Consider the following 18,114-nt stretch of genomic DNA (forward strand, 5'->3'; position numbering starts at 1 on the left):
ACCGCAGGATCAAGGTCAATCAGGAAGGTGCCATTGGCCCCGACCACTCCGGTGCCGATCACGGTGCCGTTGGCATCACGAACTTCGACGGTGGCCCCGGGTTCACCTCGGCCACTCAGCGCCAGGCCGCCACTGCCGACTGCAATGTCGCTGACTGCACTTGGCGGGGTGATGTCGGGTGCTGTGAATTCAAGCGGGATCGAGCTGTTGCCGGCAGCATCCACCAGGCGTATATCCAGTGCTTCGCCGTTGGCCTGGGCGGGCGACAGGGTGACGCTGAATAGCCCGTCGGCACCGACCAAGCCTGTACCAATGATGTTGCCGGCCGCATCACGCACCTGCACGGTGGCCCCTGGTTCACCGCGGCCAGTGAGGGTTACGCCGCTGGCAAGGGCGAGGTTGGTGGGCTGGTCTGGGGCGGTCGTATCAGGTGTCTCGACGTCTGGTGCTGCAATGCTGGCCGAAGGCGAGGTGTTGCCGGCTGCGTCCTTGGTGCTGACCTCCAATGCCTGGCCTTCGGTCTGTGGCGGTTGCAGGGTGATGCTGAACTGGCCGTCTGCACCGGCCACGGCTGAGCCCAGCAGCACCCCGTCGGCACCCCGCACCGAAACCGTAGAGCCTGGTTCTGCACGGCCGGTGAGGGTGGTGCCCTGTTCATTGATGGCAAGGTCGGTAGGTGCCAGCGGCGCAGTCACATCCGGGGCGGTGACTGTGCCAGGCGTGGAGACGTTGCCGGCGCCATCGGTCAGAGTGACTTCAAGGTTTTCGCTGTTGATTTGCGGCGGGTTCAACGTCACATCGAAGGTGCCGTCGGCACCCACGGTGCCGCTGCCGATCAGGTTGCCGGCAGCATCACGGATGCTCACTGTGGTGCCTGCTTCACCACGGCCGGTCAGGCGCAGGCCATCAGGCGACACCAGCAGGTCGATGGGCGTGGCCGGTGCGGTGGTATCGGGGTCCGAACCGCCACCGCCGCTACCGCCGCCTCCGTTGTCGGCTGCCGCCGCAGCGCCACCGATGCCAAGCAGGCTGAGCCCGGCAATCGCCCAGGTCGGCATGGCGCTACCGGCAGTGCCGATACCCGCGACCAGTTCGTCCAGCGAGTTCACATCCTCGAAGGTGAAACCGGTGAACGCCGTTGCGTCGTACTGCGCGTGCCACAGGGTGCCGTCTTCACCGACGAAGACAATGTCGCTGCCGACCCCTGCCTGGTCCACGGCGAAGAAGTTGCCGATGGTGACCTTTTCACCCGATTTCAGGGTGATGATCAGGTCTTGCCCACGTTGGGTAACAGTGGCGACCTTGTCGGGGGCCACCGGCATCTGCACCACGCCTGGCCCTTTCAGGTTGATATTGCCCCAGGCGCTCTGAGTGGCGACTTCGGTTTGCTTATCGGCGACGACGATGTTGTCCATGAACGCTCCCTGCTGGTATCCGGATCCCCCGGCCCGAACCGTTCGGGCCACAACCTGCGTCACGGAGCCCTTGCGGGGGCGTTACACGCAGTCTCGACCAGGCAGTCGAAATTCGGGTGGTTAGGGAGATATAGCAGCCAGGCGGGAAGCAACCAGATGGCTTTCTGGGTTAATCCTTTTGTACTGAACCTCAGCGAAGCCCCAGCCGGCGGGCCAGCCGGCTCAGGTTTGCGCGGTCCAGGCCCAGCTCGCGGGCCGCTGCCGCCCAATTATCCTGGTGCCGTTGCAGGCAGGCTTCGATCACTTGGCGCTGGTAGAGGTCGACCGCTTCGCGCAGGCCGCCTTCAGGCAATGTTGTCAGTGGGGCAGGGGCTGCGGGGGAGGGGAGTGCGTCTGGGGTTACGCGCACCGCGCGCAGGTCCAGGTCGACGGCTTCAAGCGTGAGAATGCGTGGCCGATCGGGGTGCTGGCCCAGTGCTTTTAGGGCCGAGCGGCCGATCAGGTGTTCCAGTTCGCGCACATTGCCTGGCCACTCATAGGCCAGTAGCGCGGCCTGGGCTTCGCTACTCAGGCGCAGGCTGTTCAGGCCCAGGCGTGAACGGTTCTGTTCGAGGAAGTAGCCAGCTAATAACAATACATCTCGCCCACGTTCGCGTAAGGGCGGTACGTGCAACGGGTACACGCTGAGGCGGTGATAGAAGTCGGCGCGGAAGTTGCCATTGCGTACTTCTGCGGCCAGGTCACGGTTGGTGGCGGCGATCAGGCGCACGTCCACACGGTGCTCGCGGTCCGAGCCCAGGCGTTGCAGTTGGCCGCTTTGCAGCACACGCAACAGTTTGGCTTGCACCGTTAGCGGCAGTTCGCCCACTTCGTCGAGGAATAACGTGCCGCCGTTGGCCAGCTCGAACTTGCCCCGGCGCTCGCCGTGCGCGCCAGTGAAGGCACCGCGTACATGGCCGAAGAGTTCGCTTTCCACCAAGGTATCGGGCAGGGCGGCGCAGTTGAGGCTGACCAGTGGCTTGTCGGCCCGGTTGCTGGCCTGGTGCAGCGCCTGGGCCACCAGTTCCTTGCCAACGCCCGTTTCGCCAGTGATCAGAACAGTCAGGTCGCTGCCCCCGACCAGGCGGATTTCCTCCACCAAGCGCTTATGCGCCGGGCTCTGGCCAATCAGCTCTTTATCCTGGCCGCTGGCTTGGCGGTAGATTTCGGCCCGCAGGTGTTCGTCTTCGGCGCGCAAAGCCAGGTGCTCAATGCGTTCGGCCACGGTAACAGTAGCGGCGGCCAGGCTGGCGAAGGCTTGCAGGGCATCCAGCTCCAGGCTCTGGAACTGCCCGGGGGTGAGGGCATCGAGGGTGACCAGGCCCCAGGGGCGCTCATCGACCATCAACGGGCAACCCATGCAGTCGTGCACTTGCAGGTCGGCATCGGGGGCGTTGACCAGGCCATCGTAAGGGTCGGGCAGTTCGGAGTCGCTGGCGAAACGAGTGGGCTTCGGGCTGCTGAGCAGTATCTGGAAGCGCGGGTGCTCGCTGACCCGGAAGCGCCGGCCCAAGGTGTCAGGGCTCAGGCCGTCCACCGCCAGCGGCACCAGCCATTCACCGTCCAGGCGCAGCAGCGCGGCGGCATCGCACGGCAATAGCCCGCGCATGGCTTGCAGCAAGCGGCGGTAGCGCTCCTGGTCGGGCAAGTCGCGGGAGAGGTCGCTGACCAGGGGGAGCAGGGTGGTGAGCAAGGGTTTTGCGGTCATAAAGACTCCTATGGGTCGATATGACTATACGACGAGGTGGGTCGTTTTGACATGATTGGCGTCAACCCCCTGAATTTACTGGCGATAAAAGTTGGCACGATTGCTGAAATACCCAAGGCAGTCATTTGAAGCCACAGGCTCAGGAGTTGTCGCAATGCTCAATGCCGAACAACGTGCAATCATCAAGGCCACTGTACCGCTGCTGGAAAGCGGCGGCGAAGCGCTGACCACCCACTTTTACAAGATGATGCTCAGCGAGTACCCCGAGGTACGCCCACTGTTCAACCAGGCACACCAGGCCAGTGGTGACCAGCCTCGTGCGTTGGCCAACGGCGTGCTGATGTATGCGCGCCACATTGACCAACTGGAGCAGCTGGGGGGGCTGGTAGGGCAGATCATCAACAAGCACGTTGCCTTGCAGATTCTGCCGGAGCACTACCCGATCGTCGGCAGCTGCCTGCTGCGCGCCATCGAGGAAGTACTGGGCAAGGAAATCGCTACCCCTGCGGTGATCGATGCCTGGGGCGCGGCCTATGGCCAGCTGGCCGATATCCTGATTGGTGCTGAAGAAAGCCTCTATAAACAGAAGGAAGAGGCCGAGGGCGGCTGGCGTGGTACCCGCGAATTCCGCCTGGTACGCCGCGAGCAGGAAAGCAGCGAGATCGTTTCGTTCTACTTTGCCCCGGTGGATGGTAAACCGGTGCTCAAGGCCGAGCCTGGCCAGTACATTGGCCTGAGACTGAGCATCGACGGTGCCGAACAGCGCCGCAACTATTCGCTGTCGGCGCTGTGCGATGGCAGGGAGTACCGCATCAGCGTCAAGCGTGAGTTGGGCGGCAGGGTGTCCAACTACCTGCACGATGAGCTGGTCGTGGGCGATACCTTGCAACTGTTCCCGCCAGCGGGCGACTTCACCCTGGCGGCCAGCGACAAGCCGCTGGTGCTGATAAGCGGGGGCGTGGGTATTACCCCGACGCTGGCCATGTTGCAGGCGGCGCTGCAAACCCGGCGCGAGGTGCATTTCATTCACTGTGCGCGTAACGGCGCGGTGCATGCCTTCCGTGAATGGGTCGATGGCCTGGCGGCGCGTCACCCGCAGCTCAAGCGCTTCTACTGCTATGCCGAGCCGGAGGAGGGCGCTGCGGCTGATGCTGTGGGCCTGTTGAGCGAAGACCTGCTGGCCGAGTGGTTGCCGAAGGCGCGAGATGTGGATGCCTACTTCCTTGGACCCAAGGGCTTCATGGCGGCGGTGAAGCGCCAACTGAAGGGGCTGGGCGTGCCCGAGCAGCAGAGCCGCTACGAGTTCTTCGGGCCGGCGGCTGCGCTGGAGTGATGTAGCGCCTGTCCTGGCCGCTTCGCGGGTTTACCCGCGAAAAGGCCGGTACAGGCAGTACACCTTCCTGCCTGTATATAAGGAAAGATGAAACCGGGTTCGCCGCTTTCATCATTAATCCTCCGTTAATCACGGTATCCTTCACTCCCGGGTGTCGAGGGGCTTGCCCCTGCGCGGCACCCGGGCAGCCGCTTTTTTGCCGCCCGGCGTTGAACCGACGCCGTTGCGGTCGGTCTCAGCCTCACCGGATAGCCCTGCGCAGTGCTACCGCGCCGCTCCCTCGGCATGCTCACAGGCCATGCCCAGCGTGTAGACTTGCGCCCAGGCAGGCGGACCACGCTGCCACTATCCATCGAAGGAACCGGCAATGAACGAACAAACATCGCGCCTGAATCGGGAACGGCGCTTTCTGGTGCTGTTGGGCCTGATCTGCCTCTCGCTGATCGGCGGCGCCCTCTATATGCAAGTGGTACTGGGTGAGGCTCCGTGCCCGCTGTGCATCCTGCAGCGTTACGCGTTGCTGTTCATTGCCGTGTTCGCGTTCCTCGCTGCCGCGATGCCCGGGCGCCGTAGCCTGACCTTCTTCGAGGTGCTGGTGGTGCTCAGTGCCATTGGCGGAATTATTGCGGCCGGCAACCATGTGTATATACTCGCCAACCCCATGGTCAGTTGTGGTATCGACACCCTGCAACCGATCGTGGACGACCTCCCACTGGCCAAGCTCTGGCCGCTGGCGTTCCAGGTCGACGGCTTCTGCAGCACACCGTACCCGCCGATCCTCGGCCTGTCGTTGGCGCAATGGGCGCTGGTAGCGTTCGTGCTGACCGCCATTCTGGTTCCGCTCGGTATCTACCGCAACCGACGCCAGGCTTAGACAAAAGTCCCGAATTGCATGGGGGCTTTTACGCGGCATGAGAAGAGGGAAAAATTGCTCGCCGCTTGACCTGGATCAATCCCGAAGCCTTGCAGAATGCGGCTTTGAGGCCTGGCAAGCGGGGTGCGACAAACTGTCGCGAAGTTGAATTATTGAGCGTTATTGTTGCGGATTCTGTAAAAGACTGTTGCTCAATAAGTCATAGTCAAGGGTTGGCGACCTCACTACAATCGCCCCCAATTTCCGTTCGGCACTGCTTGCGAGTCGCAGGATTGAAGGAAGCCCCAGCGCTCCTTTTTGCTGACTTCGTCAAGTTTCGCCCAACGGCGATACCGGGCGGACCCCCCTCCGCGTTTTCCCGCACCAAATGGACTTGGTCTGAAGTACAGGCCTGTTGCCTACGAAACCATAAGCACCGCTAACACGCTCGAAGCCAAGGTCCTGCAGTCGGACCCCAGGCAGGAGCGAGTACGGGCGCGAAATGCCTCACTTGGCAGGACGAAGTGTTGGCTACCAAAACACAAATTGCATTGAAGCAAGCTGATCTAGAGGTCGTGAGATGAGTAAAAAGCGTTACCCCAGACTGTTTGGCATATTGCCCTTTTTAGGCATGCTTTTACTCAGTGGGTGCAACTGGACCCTGCTCGACCCGAAGGGCCAGGTCGGCATTGAGCAAAAGAACCTGATCCTGATCGCTACCGGCCTGATGCTGCTGGTGGTAATCCCTGTCATCATCATGACCCTGGCGTTCGCCTGGAAGTACCGTGCTTCCAACAAGGCAGCCACCTACACCCCTGACTGGTCGCACTCGACCAAGATCGAGGCCGCGGTGTGGATCATCCCGATCCTGATCATCATCGCCCTGGGTTACGTCACCTACCACTCCACCCACAAGCTGGACCCATACCGTCCACTGGATTCCGATGTGAAGCCGGTGCAGATCGACGTGGTCGCGCTGGACTGGAAGTGGCTGTTCATCTACCCGGAGCAGGGCATTGCCACGGTCAACAAGATCGTCTTCCCGGCTAACACCCCGGTCAACTTCCGCGTCACTTCCGACGCCGTGATGAACTCGTTCTTCATCCCGGGCCTGGGCGGCCAGATCTACGCCATGGCCGGCATGACCACCAAGCTGCACCTGATCGCCAACGAAAACGGCGAGTTCGACGGTATCAGCGCCAACTATAGCGGTGCTGGCTTCACCGGCATGAAATTCAAGGCTACTGCCACCTCCCAGGAAGACTTCGACAAGTGGGTCGCCGAGGTCAAGCAGTCGCCGAAGAAGCTGGACAAGGCCGAATACGACGCCTTGGCCAAACCAAGCGAAAACAACCCAGTCGCGCTGTACAGCGAGGCTTCGCCTGAGCAGTTCCAGCTGATCGTCGACAAGTACGAAGGCATGAACCGCGGTCGTAGCCACGAAGAAGCAGGCAGCAAAGACCTGGCCACAACCAAGGGTGTGGAATCGAGTATGCAACCAGCTGCCGGTGCAGAGGAGTAAGAGATGTTCGGTAAATTAAGCCTGGAGGCGATACCCTATCACGAGCCGATAGTCATGGTGACGCTTGCCATGATCGCGCTCGGCGGTATCGCTGTCGTCGGTCTTATCACCTATTTCCGCAAGTGGACCTACTTGTGGAGCGAGTGGCTGACTACTGTCGACCACAAAAAGATCGGCGTGATGTACATCATCGTCGCGATGATCATGCTGCTGCGCGGCTTTGCCGACGCCATCATGATGCGTACCCAGCTGGCTGCCGCAACCGGTGGCTCCGAAGGCTACCTGCCGCCTGAACACTATGACCAGATCTTCACCGCTCACGGTGTGATCATGATCATCTTCATGGCGATGCCGTTCTTCACCGGCCTGATGAACCTGGCGGTTCCTCTGCAGATCGGTGCACGTGACGTTGCCTTCCCGTTCCTGAACTCCCTGAGCTTCTACCTGCTGCTGGCAGGCGTGCTGCTGGTCAACATCTCGCTGGGCGTTGGTGAATTCGCCAAGACCGGCTGGGTTGCCTATCCGCCGCTCGCGGGCATTCAGTACAGCCCTGGGGTGGGCGTTGACTACTACATCTGGGCGCTACAGCTATCCGGATTGGGTACGACGCTTACCGGCGTGAACTTCCTCGTCACCGTGATGAAGATGCGCGCACCTGGCATGAAACTGATGGACATGCCGATCTTCACCTGGACCTGCACCTGGGCCAACGTACTGATCGTTGCTTCGTTCCCGATCCTGACTGCTGCACTCGCGCTGCTGACTGTTGACCGTTATCTGGACTTCCACATTTTCACCAACGAGCTTGGTGGGAACCCGATGATGTACGTCAACCTGTTCTGGGCGTGGGGTCACCCTGAGGTTTACATCCTGATCCTGCCGGCCTTCGGCGTGTTCTCGGAAGTGACTTCGACGTTCTCTGGCAAACGCCTGTTCGGCCACCACTCGATGATCTACGCATCGGGCGCGATCGCCATCCTGGGCTTTGCGGTATGGCTGCACCACTTCTTCACCATGGGTGCCGGCGCCAGCGTCAACACCTTCTTCGGCCTGGCGACGATGCTGATCTCCATTCCGACCGGTGTGAAGCTGTTCAACTGGCTGTTCACCATGTACCAAGGCCGTGTGCGCTTCACCGCACCGATGCTCTGGACCCTGGGCTTCATGGTCACCTTCTCCATCGGTGGCATGACCGGCGTACTGCTGGCCGTTCCAGGTGCTGACTTCGTCCTGCACAACAGCCTGTTCGTAATTGCGCACTTCCACAACGTGATCATCGGTGGCGCGGTATTCGGCTACATCGCCGGCTTCGCCTTCTGGTTCCCGAAAGCCTTCGGTTTCACCCTGAACGAGAAGTGGGGCAAAGCTGCCTTCTGGTTCTGGCTGTCGGGCTTCTACGTTGCGTTCATGCCGCTGTATGCCCTGGGCTTCATGGGCATGACCCGTCGTCTGAACCACTCCGACAACCCACTGTGGGAACCCTACCTGTACGTAGCCGTTGTCGGCGCCGTGCTGATCCTGTTCGGTATCGCTTGCCAGCTGATCCAGCTGTACGTATCGGTTCGCGACCGCAACCAGAACCTGGACGTGACCGGCGACCCATGGGGCGGCCGTACTCTGGAATGGTCCACTTCGTCGCCACCTCCGTTCTACAACTTCGCTCACATGCCTGAGCAGGTTGGCCTGGACGCATGGCACGAAACCAAGGAAAGCGGCAAGGCTTACAAGCCAGCGACCAAGTTCGACGCTATCCACATGCCGAGCAACACCTCCACCGGTTTGTTCATGGGCCTGTTCCTCACCGTCTTCGGCTTTGCCTTCATCTGGCACATCTGGTGGCTGGTTGGCGCAAGCCTGGTTGCAACCATCGCTGTCTTCGTTCGCCACGCTGCCCGTGACGACCAGGGCTACATGGTTCCAGCCGAAGAAGTGGCGCGCATCGAAGGCGAGCGTATGAAAGCGCTGGCCAAAGCAGGTGCTCTGCCTGCCGGCGCACGTGTCGAATCGTTTGAGCGGGTGTAATCAATGTCCAGTCAAGTAATGCACGGCGGCGCTGCTCATGGTCACGACCATGGGCATGACGACCACCACCACGACTCGGGCCAGATGACCGTACTGGGCTTCTGGCTGTACCTGATGACCGACTGCATCCTGTTTGCGTCGCTCTTCGCTACCTACGCGGTGCTGTCCGGCAGTTTTGCCGGCGGCCCGTCGGGTCATGACATCTTCCAGCTCGATTTCGTAGCTGTTGAAACGCTGTTCCTGCTGCTGTCCTCGATCACCTTCGGCTTCGCCATGCTGAAGATGTTCGATGGCAAGAAAGCAGGCGTACTGGGCTGGTTGGCTGTGACCTTCCTGTTCGGTGCAGGCTTCATCGCGATGGAAATCTATGAATTCCATCACCTGATCAGCGAAGGCTTCGGCCCGCAGCGCAGTGGCTTCCTGTCGGGCTTCTTCGCCCTGGTAGGTACCCACGGCCTGCACGTGACTGCTGGTCTGATCTGGATGGCAATCATGATGTACCAGATCAACAAGCACGGCATCACGCCGACCGCCAAGACCCGCATGAGCTGCCTGAGCCTGTTCTGGCACTTCCTGGACGTGGTCTGGATCTGCGTATTCACCGTCGTTTACCTGCTGGGAGTTCTGTAATGGCTAACGCACACGACACTCATCACGAAGGTAATCACGGCAGCGTCAAGTCGTACATGATCGGCTTTGTACTGTCGATCATCCTGACCGCGATCCCGTTCGGCCTGGCCATGACCGCCAGCCTGCCGAAGAACCTGACCGTTCTGATCATTGTTGCCATGGCCGTGATCCAGGTAGTTGTTCACCTGGTTTACTTCCTGCACATGGACCGCTCGAAAGAGCAACGCAACAACGTATCGACGTTCCTGTTCACCACCCTGGTGATCGCTCTGCTTGTCGGCCTGTCGCTGTGGATCATGTTCAGCATCCACTTCGAAATGTTGGCCAAGTGAGGTAAGACTGCATGTCCGTTAAGCACTTTATCCAAATCACCAAACCGGGGATCATTTTCGGTAACGTGCTTTCCGTGGCAGGCGGTTTCTTCCTTGCCTCGAAGGGCCATGTGGATTTCGCCCTGTTCCTGGCGGTGGTGATCGGTACTTCGCTGGTGGTGGCGTCCGGATGCGTGTTCAACAACTGCATCGATCGTGACATCGACCACAAGATGGAGCGCACCAAGAACCGCGTCATGGTGCAGGGCGGCATGTCGCTGCCCCTCGCGCTGATCTACGCCACCCTGCTTGGGGTGGCGGGTTTCAGCCTGCTGTATGTCCAGGCCAACCCGCTGTCGGCGTTCTGTGCGCTGATCGGCTTCATCGTCTACGTCGGTTTCTACAGCCTGTGGCTGAAGCGTAAATCGGTGCACGGCACCTTGGTCGGCAGCCTGTCTGGTGCCATGCCTCCGGTGATCGGCTACTGCGCCGTGAGCAACAGCTTCGACTTGGCTGCAGTGACCCTGCTGGTGATGTTCAGCCTGTGGCAGATGCCGCACAGCTTTGCCATCGCCATCTTCCGCTTCAAGGATTACAGCGCTGCCAACATTCCGGTCCTGCCGGTGGCACGTGGCGTCCTGGCGGCGAAGAAGCAGATCGTGCTGTACGTGCTGGCCTTCGTGCTCGCCACCTTGATGCTTACCCTCGGCGGTTACGCCGGCCTCGGCTACCTGGCCGTGGCAGCTGCCATGGGCCTTTACTGGCTGTACATGGCATGGGGCGGCTACAAAGCCGAGGACGACAGCAAGTGGGCCCGTAAAGTGTTCGGCTTCTCCATCCTCACTGTCACCGCTCTGAGCGTGATGATGGGTGTGGACAGCCAGACTGCTGCGGACGTGCTGATGACCTACGCACGCTGAAACTGCTGCCTGCTTCACGAAAACCCCGGTCATTGTGCCGGGGTTTTTTTATGGGTGTTTTTCCTGTGCCCGAGAAGGGCCGGTTATGAAAACATACAATTCAAATTTTCAAAAAATACATCTGAAAAAATATAAAAAAACAGGAAATTATCCTTTACAGACATCCTGTTTCGGCACTATCTTCTGATCCAGGCCGCCAAATCGGCCAACGTCGCTCGGACGGTTCCGGGCGCTTACGTACTCAGAGGAAGCCATGGCCAACCCAGGTTCGCCGCGCCGCTTTGCGCGCATCGATCGTCTCCCCCCTTACGTCTTCAACATCACTGCCGAACTCAAGATGGCTGCCCGCCGCCGTGGCGAGGACATCATCGACCTGAGCATGGGCAACCCCGATGGTGCCACCCCGCCGCACATCGTCGAGAAACTGGTGCAGGTTGCCCAGCGTGAAGACACCCACGGCTACTCCACCTCTCGCGGTATCCCGCGCCTGCGCCGGGCCATTTCCAACTGGTACAAGGAACGCTACGAGGTCGACATCGACCCGGAAAGCGAAGCCATCGTCACCATCGGCTCCAAAGAGGGCCTGGCGCACCTGATGCTGGCCACCCTCGACCAGGGCGACACGGTACTGGTGCCCAACCCCAGCTACCCGATCCATATCTACGGTGCGGTCATTGCCGGTGCCCAGGTGCGTTCGGTGCCGCTGGTGCCGGGTGTGGACTTCTTCAACGAGCTGGAACGGGCGATTCGCGAGTCGATCCCCAAGCCGAAGATGATGATCCTCGGTTTCCCGTCCAACCCTACTGCCCAGTGCGTGGAGCTGGACTTCTTCGAGCGCGTGGTGGCGTTGGCCAAGCAGTACAACGTGCTGGTGGTGCACGACCTGGCCTACGCCGACATCGTCTACGATGGCTGGAAAGCCCCCTCGATCATGCAGGTGCCCGGCGCCAAGGACATTGCGGTGGAGTTCTTCACCCTGTCCAAGAGCTACAACATGGCGGGCTGGCGGATTGGCTTCATGGTCGGTAACCCCGAGCTGGTCAGTGCCCTGGCGCGGATCAAGAGCTACCACGACTACGGCACCTTCACGCCGTTGCAGGTTGCGGCCATTGCTGCGCTGGAAGGCGACCAGCAGTGCGTGCGCGACATTGCAGAGCAGTATCGCCAGCGCCGCAACCTGCTGGTGAAGGGGTTGCACGAGATGGGCTGGATGGTCGAGAACCCCAAGGCGTCGATGTATGTGTGGGCCAAGATCCCGGAGCAGTATGCACACCTGGGGTCGCTGGAGTTTTCCAAGAAGCTGTTGGCCGAGGCCAAGGTATGCGTGTCGCCGGGGATCGGCTTTGGTGATTATGGTGATGACCATGTGCGCTTTGCCCTGATCGAGAACCAGGACCGTATTCGCCAGGCCATTCGCGGGATCCGGCAGATGTTCCGCGCTGACGGGTTGAGCAACAAGTAAGCATCAGGGGGCCGCGTTGCGGCCCCCATTGCTATTCAGGTGAGCGCTTTCCGCCTGCATTCCATCGTTCTGCCTACCTATCTTCAGCACTCATTTCTCACCACAGAGATCCACAAATGAGTGTCTTCACCGCCTATTTCTGCGGCACCGGCTCCCACCGCTTCGACGACGCCAACCCCAACTTCTGGAACGGCGAACTGGTATCGACCCTGGCCAGCAACGACCAGGGCCGCGAATTCGCGCACTGGATAGCCGTCGACGGTCCCGGTAGTGGCAACCTTCAGGACGACAACCTGTTCGTCGAGCCCGGAGGTTATTTCAACTGGACTGGCCAACTGTTCGGCCGCGGCTGGGAAGAGAACGTCAACCATGTGCTGCAGGTGATCAAAGGCGAAAGCAGCTGGCACCGCACCAAATTGAGCGAGGAAGAGTACGAGCGGCTGAAGAACGCCGGTGTACCTGTTCCGGATGCTTCTTCCACGGCCTCCTGGTTCTGGCGTACCTACGATTACGGTGACCGCCATCCGACTCCGCAGGAACTGCAAGAGCGCATCATCAGCATGTTTCGCAAACCACGCATTCCGACCCAGGTGAACCTGGTGGGCTGGAGCCGGGGCGGTATCAGCTGCCACATGTTGGCCAACGCCATGGCACAAGACCCGGTACTGCGGGACATACCGGTGAACATCTTTGCAATCGACCCTGTGCCCGGCGTGGGCAATGTGCAAGCCGAACGCATCACGCTGGCGGCAAACGTGCGTGAATATGTCGGCTTCTATTCGCGGGATGAGCGTTCCAAAGGCTTTGCCTGCGTGATCCCGTCAGTGGCCAGTGGTACGAAGATCTGCATTTATCCGATGCCGGGGCGTCATGCCACGCTGGTGGGCAACGCGTCGGTCGATGGTGCGAGCGGCGGCGAGGTGCTCAAGGAACCCGGGCTGGTCGTTCGTCATTTTGCCGAAGTCTGCCTTGCCCGCTGGGGTGTTGAGCTGGGCAAGCGACTGGCCTTGAGCGATAGGCAGCTCATGGAGTATCACCGGACTATGAGCGCTGCTGAAAGGCAGTACCACGCCATGCGCAGCGAGTCTTACACGGTGCTGACCGAGGGTGAGCAAGATAATCGGTTGGTGCATTGCGGCGAGGCTTGTACGCACTTCAGCAAGGTGTGCGGTGATGACTATGACCCGACCGAGGGCCTGGCGTTGACGCGTTGGGACGCAACTACCTACAAGGCGCTGCGGTAGCGGATGCGGGCGGCCGGATCAGCGGCAAAATATTTTGCTTGGCCCCTCTATCCAGCCGCCCCGGGTTCGAATGAAAATGGCGCCGCGGGCCAGCCCCGATAACAACAACCTTCCCTCCGTGACATCATGTCTGAATATAACCCTTGCCTTGACTGCGGCGCCTGCTGCGGGTACTTCCGTGTGTCCTTCTTCTGGGGCGAATGCCAGTCTGCCGGGGGCCTTGTGCCAGACGACCTGGTGGTGCAGATCAACCCCACCCGCGTTGCCATGATCGGCACCGATGCCAAGCCATGCCGCTGCGTCAGCCTTGAGGGCGAGATCGGTAAAGAGGTGGCTTGTACCATCTATGCCAACCGTTCCAGCCCTTGCCGCGAGTTCGAGGCGTCGTGGGAAGGTGGGGTGCACAACCCCAGCTGTGACGATGCGCGGGCGGCGTATGGGCTGCCGCCGCTGACGCCGCCGGGGGCCAATGAGCCGCATTGGCCGGATGATGGGGCTGAGGTGGCTTGAGGCATTGTCGCTAGCCTGTACTGGCCCTATCGCCGGCAAGCCAGCTCCCACAGGTACCGCGCAAAGCCCAAAGCATGTGGTAATCCTGTGGGACCCTGGCTTGCCGGCGATGGACTGCGCGGCAGCCCCGGGATGCCCGAAACCAGCGCTTGACGTTAAACTGTCATCTCCCCAGCAATGGACAGGAGATCCGGCGTGACCCCACCCCGCAGTTTCCCCAGTGACCTCTGCCTCGACAGCCCGCGTCTGCACTTGCGCCCCATGCGCCATGCCGATGCCGCGCAATGGCTGGCGATCATGGCCGACCCCGAGGTCATGCGTTATTGGCACCATGCCCCCTGGCAAGACCTGGCCGAAGCCGAAAGTGCCCTGGCCGCCGACCGCGAAGCCTATGCCAATGGTGACCAGCTCAAGCTCGGCATGTACCGCCGCGACAATGGCGAACTCATCGGCATGGTCCAGTTGTTCAACATCGACGATGTCTCCCGCCGTGGCGAGATTGGCTACTGCCTGGCCAGCGCCGTGCAGGGCAGGGGCTACATGGACGAAGCGCTCACCTGCTTCATCGACTACCTCGCCCACACCCTGCACATGCGCCGCCTGGAAGGGGAGATCGACCCGCGTAACCAAGGCTCGGCGCGTACCCTTGAACGCCAGGGTTTTGTGCTTGAAGGCACGCTACGGGCGCGTTGGTGCGTGGCCGGCGAGCTGTCTGACTCAGGGATCTACGGTTTGTTGCTTGAGCCAGCAGTTGCATAGCCTTGCGTCGCAGGGTGTTGCCGTGGGGCACCTATTGAAGGTTTGGAAGCGGGGCAGGGCCTGAGTTAAGGTCGTACGCTGTCCGGTTTCCTTCAGGTGTGTCCCTTGCCCGTTTTCTACCTGAGCATCAGCTTGCTGCTGTACGTGCTTGCCCTGTTTTTCGATGGTGCGCTGATGAGCGGCGAGCGCCACATGCCGGCTCTGCAGATGCTGCTGTACGGGCCATGGGGCATGCCCTTCGGTTTGTTCCAATGGTTTGCCAACCCGCTGCTGGCCCTGGCTATCCTTGCCCATCGGCGGTTCCGCAGGCTGGCTTTGCTGGCAGGGCTGGCCGCGCTGTACCTGGCTGCCAGCAGTTTCGGAATTGACCGCTTGCCGGACAACCAGAGCTACGCGTTTCATGAGCGCACCGGCTTTGGTGCCGGTTTCTACCTGTGGCTGGCTGCGATGGTGATGTTTTGTGCGGGCCAGGCTTGGCATTGCTGGAAGGCACGCAGCGCCAACGACATGCCGGGCTGGAACTGGCTTGATGTAGCGTTGATCGCAGCGTTGGCTGTGACGCTTTACGCGGCAACGCAGATGCCATCGTTGCGCTTCGAGCCGGGCAACGTACTGATGCCACCAGAGCAGCCGCAGACGCTTTGATACCCATAAGGAGGGGGCGCATGACCAAGCATTATCTGACAGGCCTGGCACTGGCTTGTGTGCTGCCACTGGCAGTGGCAGACGACTACACGCCGGCCTACGGGCAGTGCATGGACAAGGCCTCCAGCACGGTGGCCATGAGTGCGTGCATCCAGGCTGAAACGCAGGTGCAGGACCAGCGTTTGAACCGGGTGTACAAGCAGTTGATGGGCAAGCTGGAGGCCGGGCAGCAGAAAAGCTTGCGCGATGTGCAGCGGAAGTGGATGGCCTACCGCGATGGCAATTGCCAGTTCCACGTGCAGGCCAGTGGCGGGACCCTGGCGCAGTTGGAAGGCGGGACGTGTGTGATGGACATGACCCGCGACCGGGCGGCGGAGCTGGAACGGGTGCTTAGCCCGGGGCAGTAAAGCCATGTCAGAAATGACTGGCCGCTCCTACAGGTACTGCACTGCCCTTGGGGGCAGGGCTAAACCTGTCAGACCTTGCCCCGAGGTTCGCGCAGCGCCCGGGCCTTGAGGTACTCGCGCACTTCCACGGCATCTCCGGCAAACTCGATACGCTCAGCCTTCGCCGCACGCTGGTAGGCATACATCGGGTCGTAATACTCGTTCAACAAGCCTTCGATCCAGCCCCGGTGCAGCTCCACCGCGCCGCTGCGCTGCTGCGCTTCCAGCGCCTGGCCCAGCAGCGCCGACAACCGCTGATAACGCTCGCCGCCCAAACGCTTGTAGATGTTGGCCATGCTTTGCAGCATACGCTCGGCAAACAACCGGCGGCCTTCCTCCTCGCCATGCACAGCGGCGAACTCGGCACTCAGGTTGACCACGTAATCACGCAGGATGCGTTCAACGCGGTTGGCGAAACTGTCTTCCAGCCACACCAGTGGGTATTGCTGCATACCCTGGTACAGCTCCAGCGGCACGGTGCAACTGCCGACGATGCGGCCTTCATCTTCCAGTACGAACTGTTCAACGCCTCGGTCGCGTTTCTTCAGTACGTCGATGGCCAGCTGGTTCTCGAAGTCGATTTGCGCCGGCTGCGCGGTGGCGCGTTTGCCGAAGCTGGAGCCGCGATGGTTGGCATGGCCTTCCAGGTCCAGCACGTTATCCAGCTGATGCAGCACGTCGGTCTTGCCAGTACCGGTAAGGCCGCCCAGCAGCACAAAATCGCACTGCGCCACCGCCTGTTGGGTGGTTTCCAGCAAAAAGGTCCGCATGGCCTTGTAGCCGCCCTTGACGCGCGGGTACTGGATGCCCGCTTCATCACGCAACCAGCCTTGCACGATCTGCGAACGCAGGCCGCCACGGAAGCAGTACAGGTAGCCTTCGGGGTGGGCCTGGGTAAACGCCACCCAGGCGTCCAGCCGAACCTGCTTGGTGGTGCCGCTGACCAGCTGGTGGCCCAGGGCGATGGCAGCTGCCTGGCCCTGCTGCTTGAAGCAGGTGCCGACCTTCTGCCGCTCCTGGTCATTCATCAGCGGCAGGTTGACCACGCCAGGAAAGGCGCCTTTGGCGAATTCGACGGGGGCGCGCATGTCCATCATCGGCACGTCGTCGAGAAACAGCCGGCGGAAATCGGTGCAGTCGGGGCGCATCAGATCACCTCGACCGCGTGGCTCTGTCGTTCGACCAGCTTGCCGATTGGCGACAGTTGCAGGCCCAGTTCGGCAGCGACTGCCAGGAACGCGTCTTCACCTTCAGGGCTGACCGCCACCAGCAGGCCGCCGCTGGTTTGCGGGTCGCACAGCAGGTGTTTCTGCTCGTCGCTGAGTGCGCCGAGCTTGTGGCCGTAGCTTTCGAAGTTACGCAAGGTGCCGCCGGGGATGCAGCCTTCGGCCAGGTAATGCTCGACGCTGGGCAGGCGCGGTACGGCGGCGTAGTCCAAGTGCGCGGTAAGGCCGCTGCCTTCGGCCAGCTCCACCAGGTGGCCGAGCAGGCCAAAGCCGGTGACGTCGGTCATGGCCTTTACACCGTCGAGTTTGCCGAAGCGGCTGCCGGGGGTATTGAGGGTGCACATCCAGTCGCGGGCCAGGCCTTGGTCTTGTGCGCGCAGCTTGGCTTTTTTCTCGGCGGTGGTAAGGATGCCGATGCCCAACGGTTTGGTCAGGTACAGCCGGCAGCCGGCAGTGGCGGTATCGTTGCGCTTGAGGTGGCGCTTGCTGACCACACCCGTGACGGCGAGGCCGAAGATTGGCTCGGGGGCGTCGATGGAGTGGCCGCCGGCCAGCGGAATGCCTGCTTCGGCGCACACCGCACGGCCACCACGAATCACTTCGCGGGCCACTTCCGGTGGCAGCACATTGACCGGCCAGCCCAAAATGGCGATCGCCATCAGCGGGTCGCCACCCATGGCGTAGATGTCGCTGATGGCGTTGGTGGCGGCGATGCGGCCGAAGTCGTACGGGTCATCGACAATCGGCATGAAAAAGTCGGTGGTCGAGACCACGCCGCGCTCGTCGTCCAGCGCGTACACCGCAGCGTCGTCGCGCGAGGCGTTGCCAACCCACAGCTTCGGGTCCAGGGCCTGGGTGCCGCTTTCGGCAAGGATCACATCCAGCACCTTGGGGGAAATCTTGCAGCCACAGCCGGCACCATGGCTGTACTGGGTCAGGCGAATCGGCTCGCTCATATGCACCTCGACAGGTCAAATTGTTGCGCGATTGTAGCAAAGCTGGCCTTTGGGCCTTGGCCTCTTATAATCCTCGGTGTCGACGGATTTGTCGGCATTTCCCCGCTATTGAA

General features: G+C 61.2%; 17 protein-coding genes. 13 read left to right on the plus strand and 4 right to left on the minus strand.

The window, feature by feature from the left end; translation table 11 throughout:
• Nucleotides 1-1,415: Ig-like domain-containing protein (locus D906_RS17680; RefSeq protein ID WP_033694656.1), on the minus strand; the 1,415-nt coding region annotated here is incomplete at its 3' end.
• 190 nt (nucleotides 1,416-1,605) lie between these two features.
• Nucleotides 1,606-3,162 carry a nitric oxide reductase transcriptional regulator NorR gene (gene norR, locus D906_RS17685; protein ID WP_019098548.1) on the minus strand — a complete coding sequence of 519 codons (1,557 nt, stop codon included), beginning with the start codon at nucleotides 3,160-3,162 and terminating at the stop codon, nucleotides 1,606-1,608.
• Nucleotides 3,163-3,316: 154 nt separating this feature from the next.
• Here norR and hmpA point away from each other — a divergent pair, with 154 nt between their 5' ends.
• The 13 genes from hmpA to D906_RS17755 all read left to right on the plus strand — a co-directional run bounded on the left by hmpA (nucleotide 3,317) and on the right by D906_RS17755 (nucleotide 15,780).
• Nucleotides 3,317-4,495, plus strand: a complete 1,179-nt coding sequence (hmpA, locus tag D906_RS17690) for an NO-inducible flavohemoprotein (protein WP_019098547.1) — start codon at nucleotides 3,317-3,319, stop codon at nucleotides 4,493-4,495.
• A gap of 367 nt (nucleotides 4,496-4,862) precedes the next feature.
• On the plus strand, nucleotides 4,863-5,369 hold the full coding sequence (locus D906_RS17695) for a disulfide bond formation protein B (protein ID WP_019098546.1): 507 nt from the start codon (nucleotides 4,863-4,865) through the stop codon (nucleotides 5,367-5,369).
• Nucleotides 5,370-5,928: 559 nt separating this feature from the next.
• The gene (cyoA, locus tag D906_RS17705) at nucleotides 5,929-6,870 is read left to right on the plus strand and encodes a ubiquinol oxidase subunit II (protein WP_012270558.1); all 942 of its coding nucleotides are present in this window, start codon (nucleotides 5,929-5,931) and stop codon (nucleotides 6,868-6,870) included.
• Between the two features lie 3 nt (nucleotides 6,871-6,873).
• Complete coding sequence (cyoB, locus tag D906_RS17710; RefSeq protein ID WP_016713238.1) at nucleotides 6,874-8,892, plus strand: cytochrome o ubiquinol oxidase subunit I; 2,019 nt, start codon at nucleotides 6,874-6,876, stop codon at nucleotides 8,890-8,892.
• A gap of 3 nt (nucleotides 8,893-8,895) precedes the next feature.
• Nucleotides 8,896-9,522, plus strand: coding sequence for a cytochrome o ubiquinol oxidase subunit III (gene cyoC, locus D906_RS17715; RefSeq protein ID WP_012051225.1), 627 nt, complete (start codon nucleotides 8,896-8,898; stop codon nucleotides 9,520-9,522).
• A complete protein-coding gene (cyoD, locus tag D906_RS17720; protein ID WP_003248599.1) occupies nucleotides 9,522-9,854 on the plus strand; it encodes a cytochrome o ubiquinol oxidase subunit IV in 333 nt (110 codons plus the stop codon). The genes cyoC and cyoD overlap by 1 nt, the downstream gene beginning before the upstream one ends.
• Before the next feature lie 11 nt (nucleotides 9,855-9,865).
• Nucleotides 9,866-10,753 carry a heme o synthase gene (gene cyoE / locus D906_RS17725; protein WP_012270561.1) on the plus strand — a complete coding sequence of 296 codons (888 nt, stop codon included), beginning with the start codon at nucleotides 9,866-9,868 and terminating at the stop codon, nucleotides 10,751-10,753.
• Between the two features lie 253 nt (nucleotides 10,754-11,006).
• Nucleotides 11,007-12,215: an alanine transaminase gene (alaC, locus tag D906_RS17730; RefSeq protein WP_016713237.1), complete on the plus strand. Its 1,209-nt coding sequence runs from the start codon at nucleotides 11,007-11,009 to the stop codon at nucleotides 12,213-12,215.
• Between the two features lie 116 nt (nucleotides 12,216-12,331).
• On the plus strand, nucleotides 12,332-13,459 hold the full coding sequence (locus tag D906_RS17735) for a hypothetical protein (RefSeq protein WP_019098545.1): 1,128 nt from the start codon (nucleotides 12,332-12,334) through the stop codon (nucleotides 13,457-13,459).
• A gap of 126 nt (nucleotides 13,460-13,585) precedes the next feature.
• Nucleotides 13,586-13,969: a YkgJ family cysteine cluster protein gene (locus D906_RS17740; RefSeq protein WP_025753817.1), complete on the plus strand. Its 384-nt coding sequence runs from the start codon at nucleotides 13,586-13,588 to the stop codon at nucleotides 13,967-13,969.
• Nucleotides 13,970-14,164: 195 nt separating this feature from the next.
• Entirely contained in the window at nucleotides 14,165-14,728 is a 564-nt protein-coding gene (locus D906_RS17745; RefSeq protein WP_019098544.1) for a GNAT family N-acetyltransferase, read from the plus strand.
• Between the two features lie 105 nt (nucleotides 14,729-14,833).
• Nucleotides 14,834-15,373: a hypothetical protein gene (locus tag D906_RS17750; RefSeq protein ID WP_019098543.1), complete on the plus strand. Its 540-nt coding sequence runs from the start codon at nucleotides 14,834-14,836 to the stop codon at nucleotides 15,371-15,373.
• 20 nt (nucleotides 15,374-15,393) lie between these two features.
• Nucleotides 15,394-15,780 (plus strand): lysozyme inhibitor LprI family protein, encoded by a 387-nt coding sequence (locus D906_RS17755; protein WP_019098542.1) that lies wholly within the window; start codon nucleotides 15,394-15,396, stop codon nucleotides 15,778-15,780.
• A gap of 68 nt (nucleotides 15,781-15,848) precedes the next feature.
• Here the strand turns inward: D906_RS17755 and mnmH are convergent, their stop codons facing one another.
• Complete coding sequence (gene mnmH / locus D906_RS17760) at nucleotides 15,849-16,967, minus strand: tRNA 2-selenouridine(34) synthase MnmH (protein ID WP_019098541.1); 1,119 nt, start codon at nucleotides 16,965-16,967, stop codon at nucleotides 15,849-15,851.
• Nucleotides 16,967-18,001 carry a selenide, water dikinase SelD gene (gene selD / locus D906_RS17765; RefSeq protein WP_016713230.1) on the minus strand — a complete coding sequence of 345 codons (1,035 nt, stop codon included), beginning with the start codon at nucleotides 17,999-18,001 and terminating at the stop codon, nucleotides 16,967-16,969. Before selD ends, mnmH begins: the two co-directional genes overlap by 1 nt.
• Nucleotides 18,002-18,114 lie beyond the last annotated feature (113 nt).

The sequence above is a fragment of the Pseudomonas sp. LAIL14HWK12:I1 genome, from assembly GCF_003202095.1.
GTDB lineage: Bacteria > Pseudomonadota > Gammaproteobacteria > Pseudomonadales > Pseudomonadaceae > Aquipseudomonas > Aquipseudomonas monteilii.

Coding starts and splice junctions, on each gene's coding strand:
- norR (WP_019098548.1), bottom strand. CDS start 3,162: ATGACCGCAAAACCCTTGCTCACCACCCTGCTCCCCCTGGTCAGCGAC.
- hmpA (WP_019098547.1), top strand. CDS start 3,317: ATGCTCAATGCCGAACAACGTGCAATCATCAAGGCCACTGTACCGCTG.
- D906_RS17695 (WP_019098546.1), top strand. CDS start 4,863: ATGAACGAACAAACATCGCGCCTGAATCGGGAACGGCGCTTTCTGGTG.
- cyoA (WP_012270558.1), top strand. CDS start 5,929: ATGAGTAAAAAGCGTTACCCCAGACTGTTTGGCATATTGCCCTTTTTA.
- cyoB (WP_016713238.1), top strand. CDS start 6,874: ATGTTCGGTAAATTAAGCCTGGAGGCGATACCCTATCACGAGCCGATA.
- cyoC (WP_012051225.1), top strand. CDS start 8,896: ATGTCCAGTCAAGTAATGCACGGCGGCGCTGCTCATGGTCACGACCAT.
- cyoD (WP_003248599.1), top strand. CDS start 9,522: ATGGCTAACGCACACGACACTCATCACGAAGGTAATCACGGCAGCGTC.
- cyoE (WP_012270561.1), top strand. CDS start 9,866: ATGTCCGTTAAGCACTTTATCCAAATCACCAAACCGGGGATCATTTTC.
- alaC (WP_016713237.1), top strand. CDS start 11,007: ATGGCCAACCCAGGTTCGCCGCGCCGCTTTGCGCGCATCGATCGTCTC.
- D906_RS17735 (WP_019098545.1), top strand. CDS start 12,332: ATGAGTGTCTTCACCGCCTATTTCTGCGGCACCGGCTCCCACCGCTTC.
- D906_RS17740 (WP_025753817.1), top strand. CDS start 13,586: ATGTCTGAATATAACCCTTGCCTTGACTGCGGCGCCTGCTGCGGGTAC.
- D906_RS17755 (WP_019098542.1), top strand. CDS start 15,394: ATGACCAAGCATTATCTGACAGGCCTGGCACTGGCTTGTGTGCTGCCA.
- mnmH (WP_019098541.1), bottom strand. CDS start 16,967: ATGCGCCCCGACTGCACCGATTTCCGCCGGCTGTTTCTCGACGACGTG.
- selD (WP_016713230.1), bottom strand. CDS start 18,001: ATGAGCGAGCCGATTCGCCTGACCCAGTACAGCCATGGTGCCGGCTGT.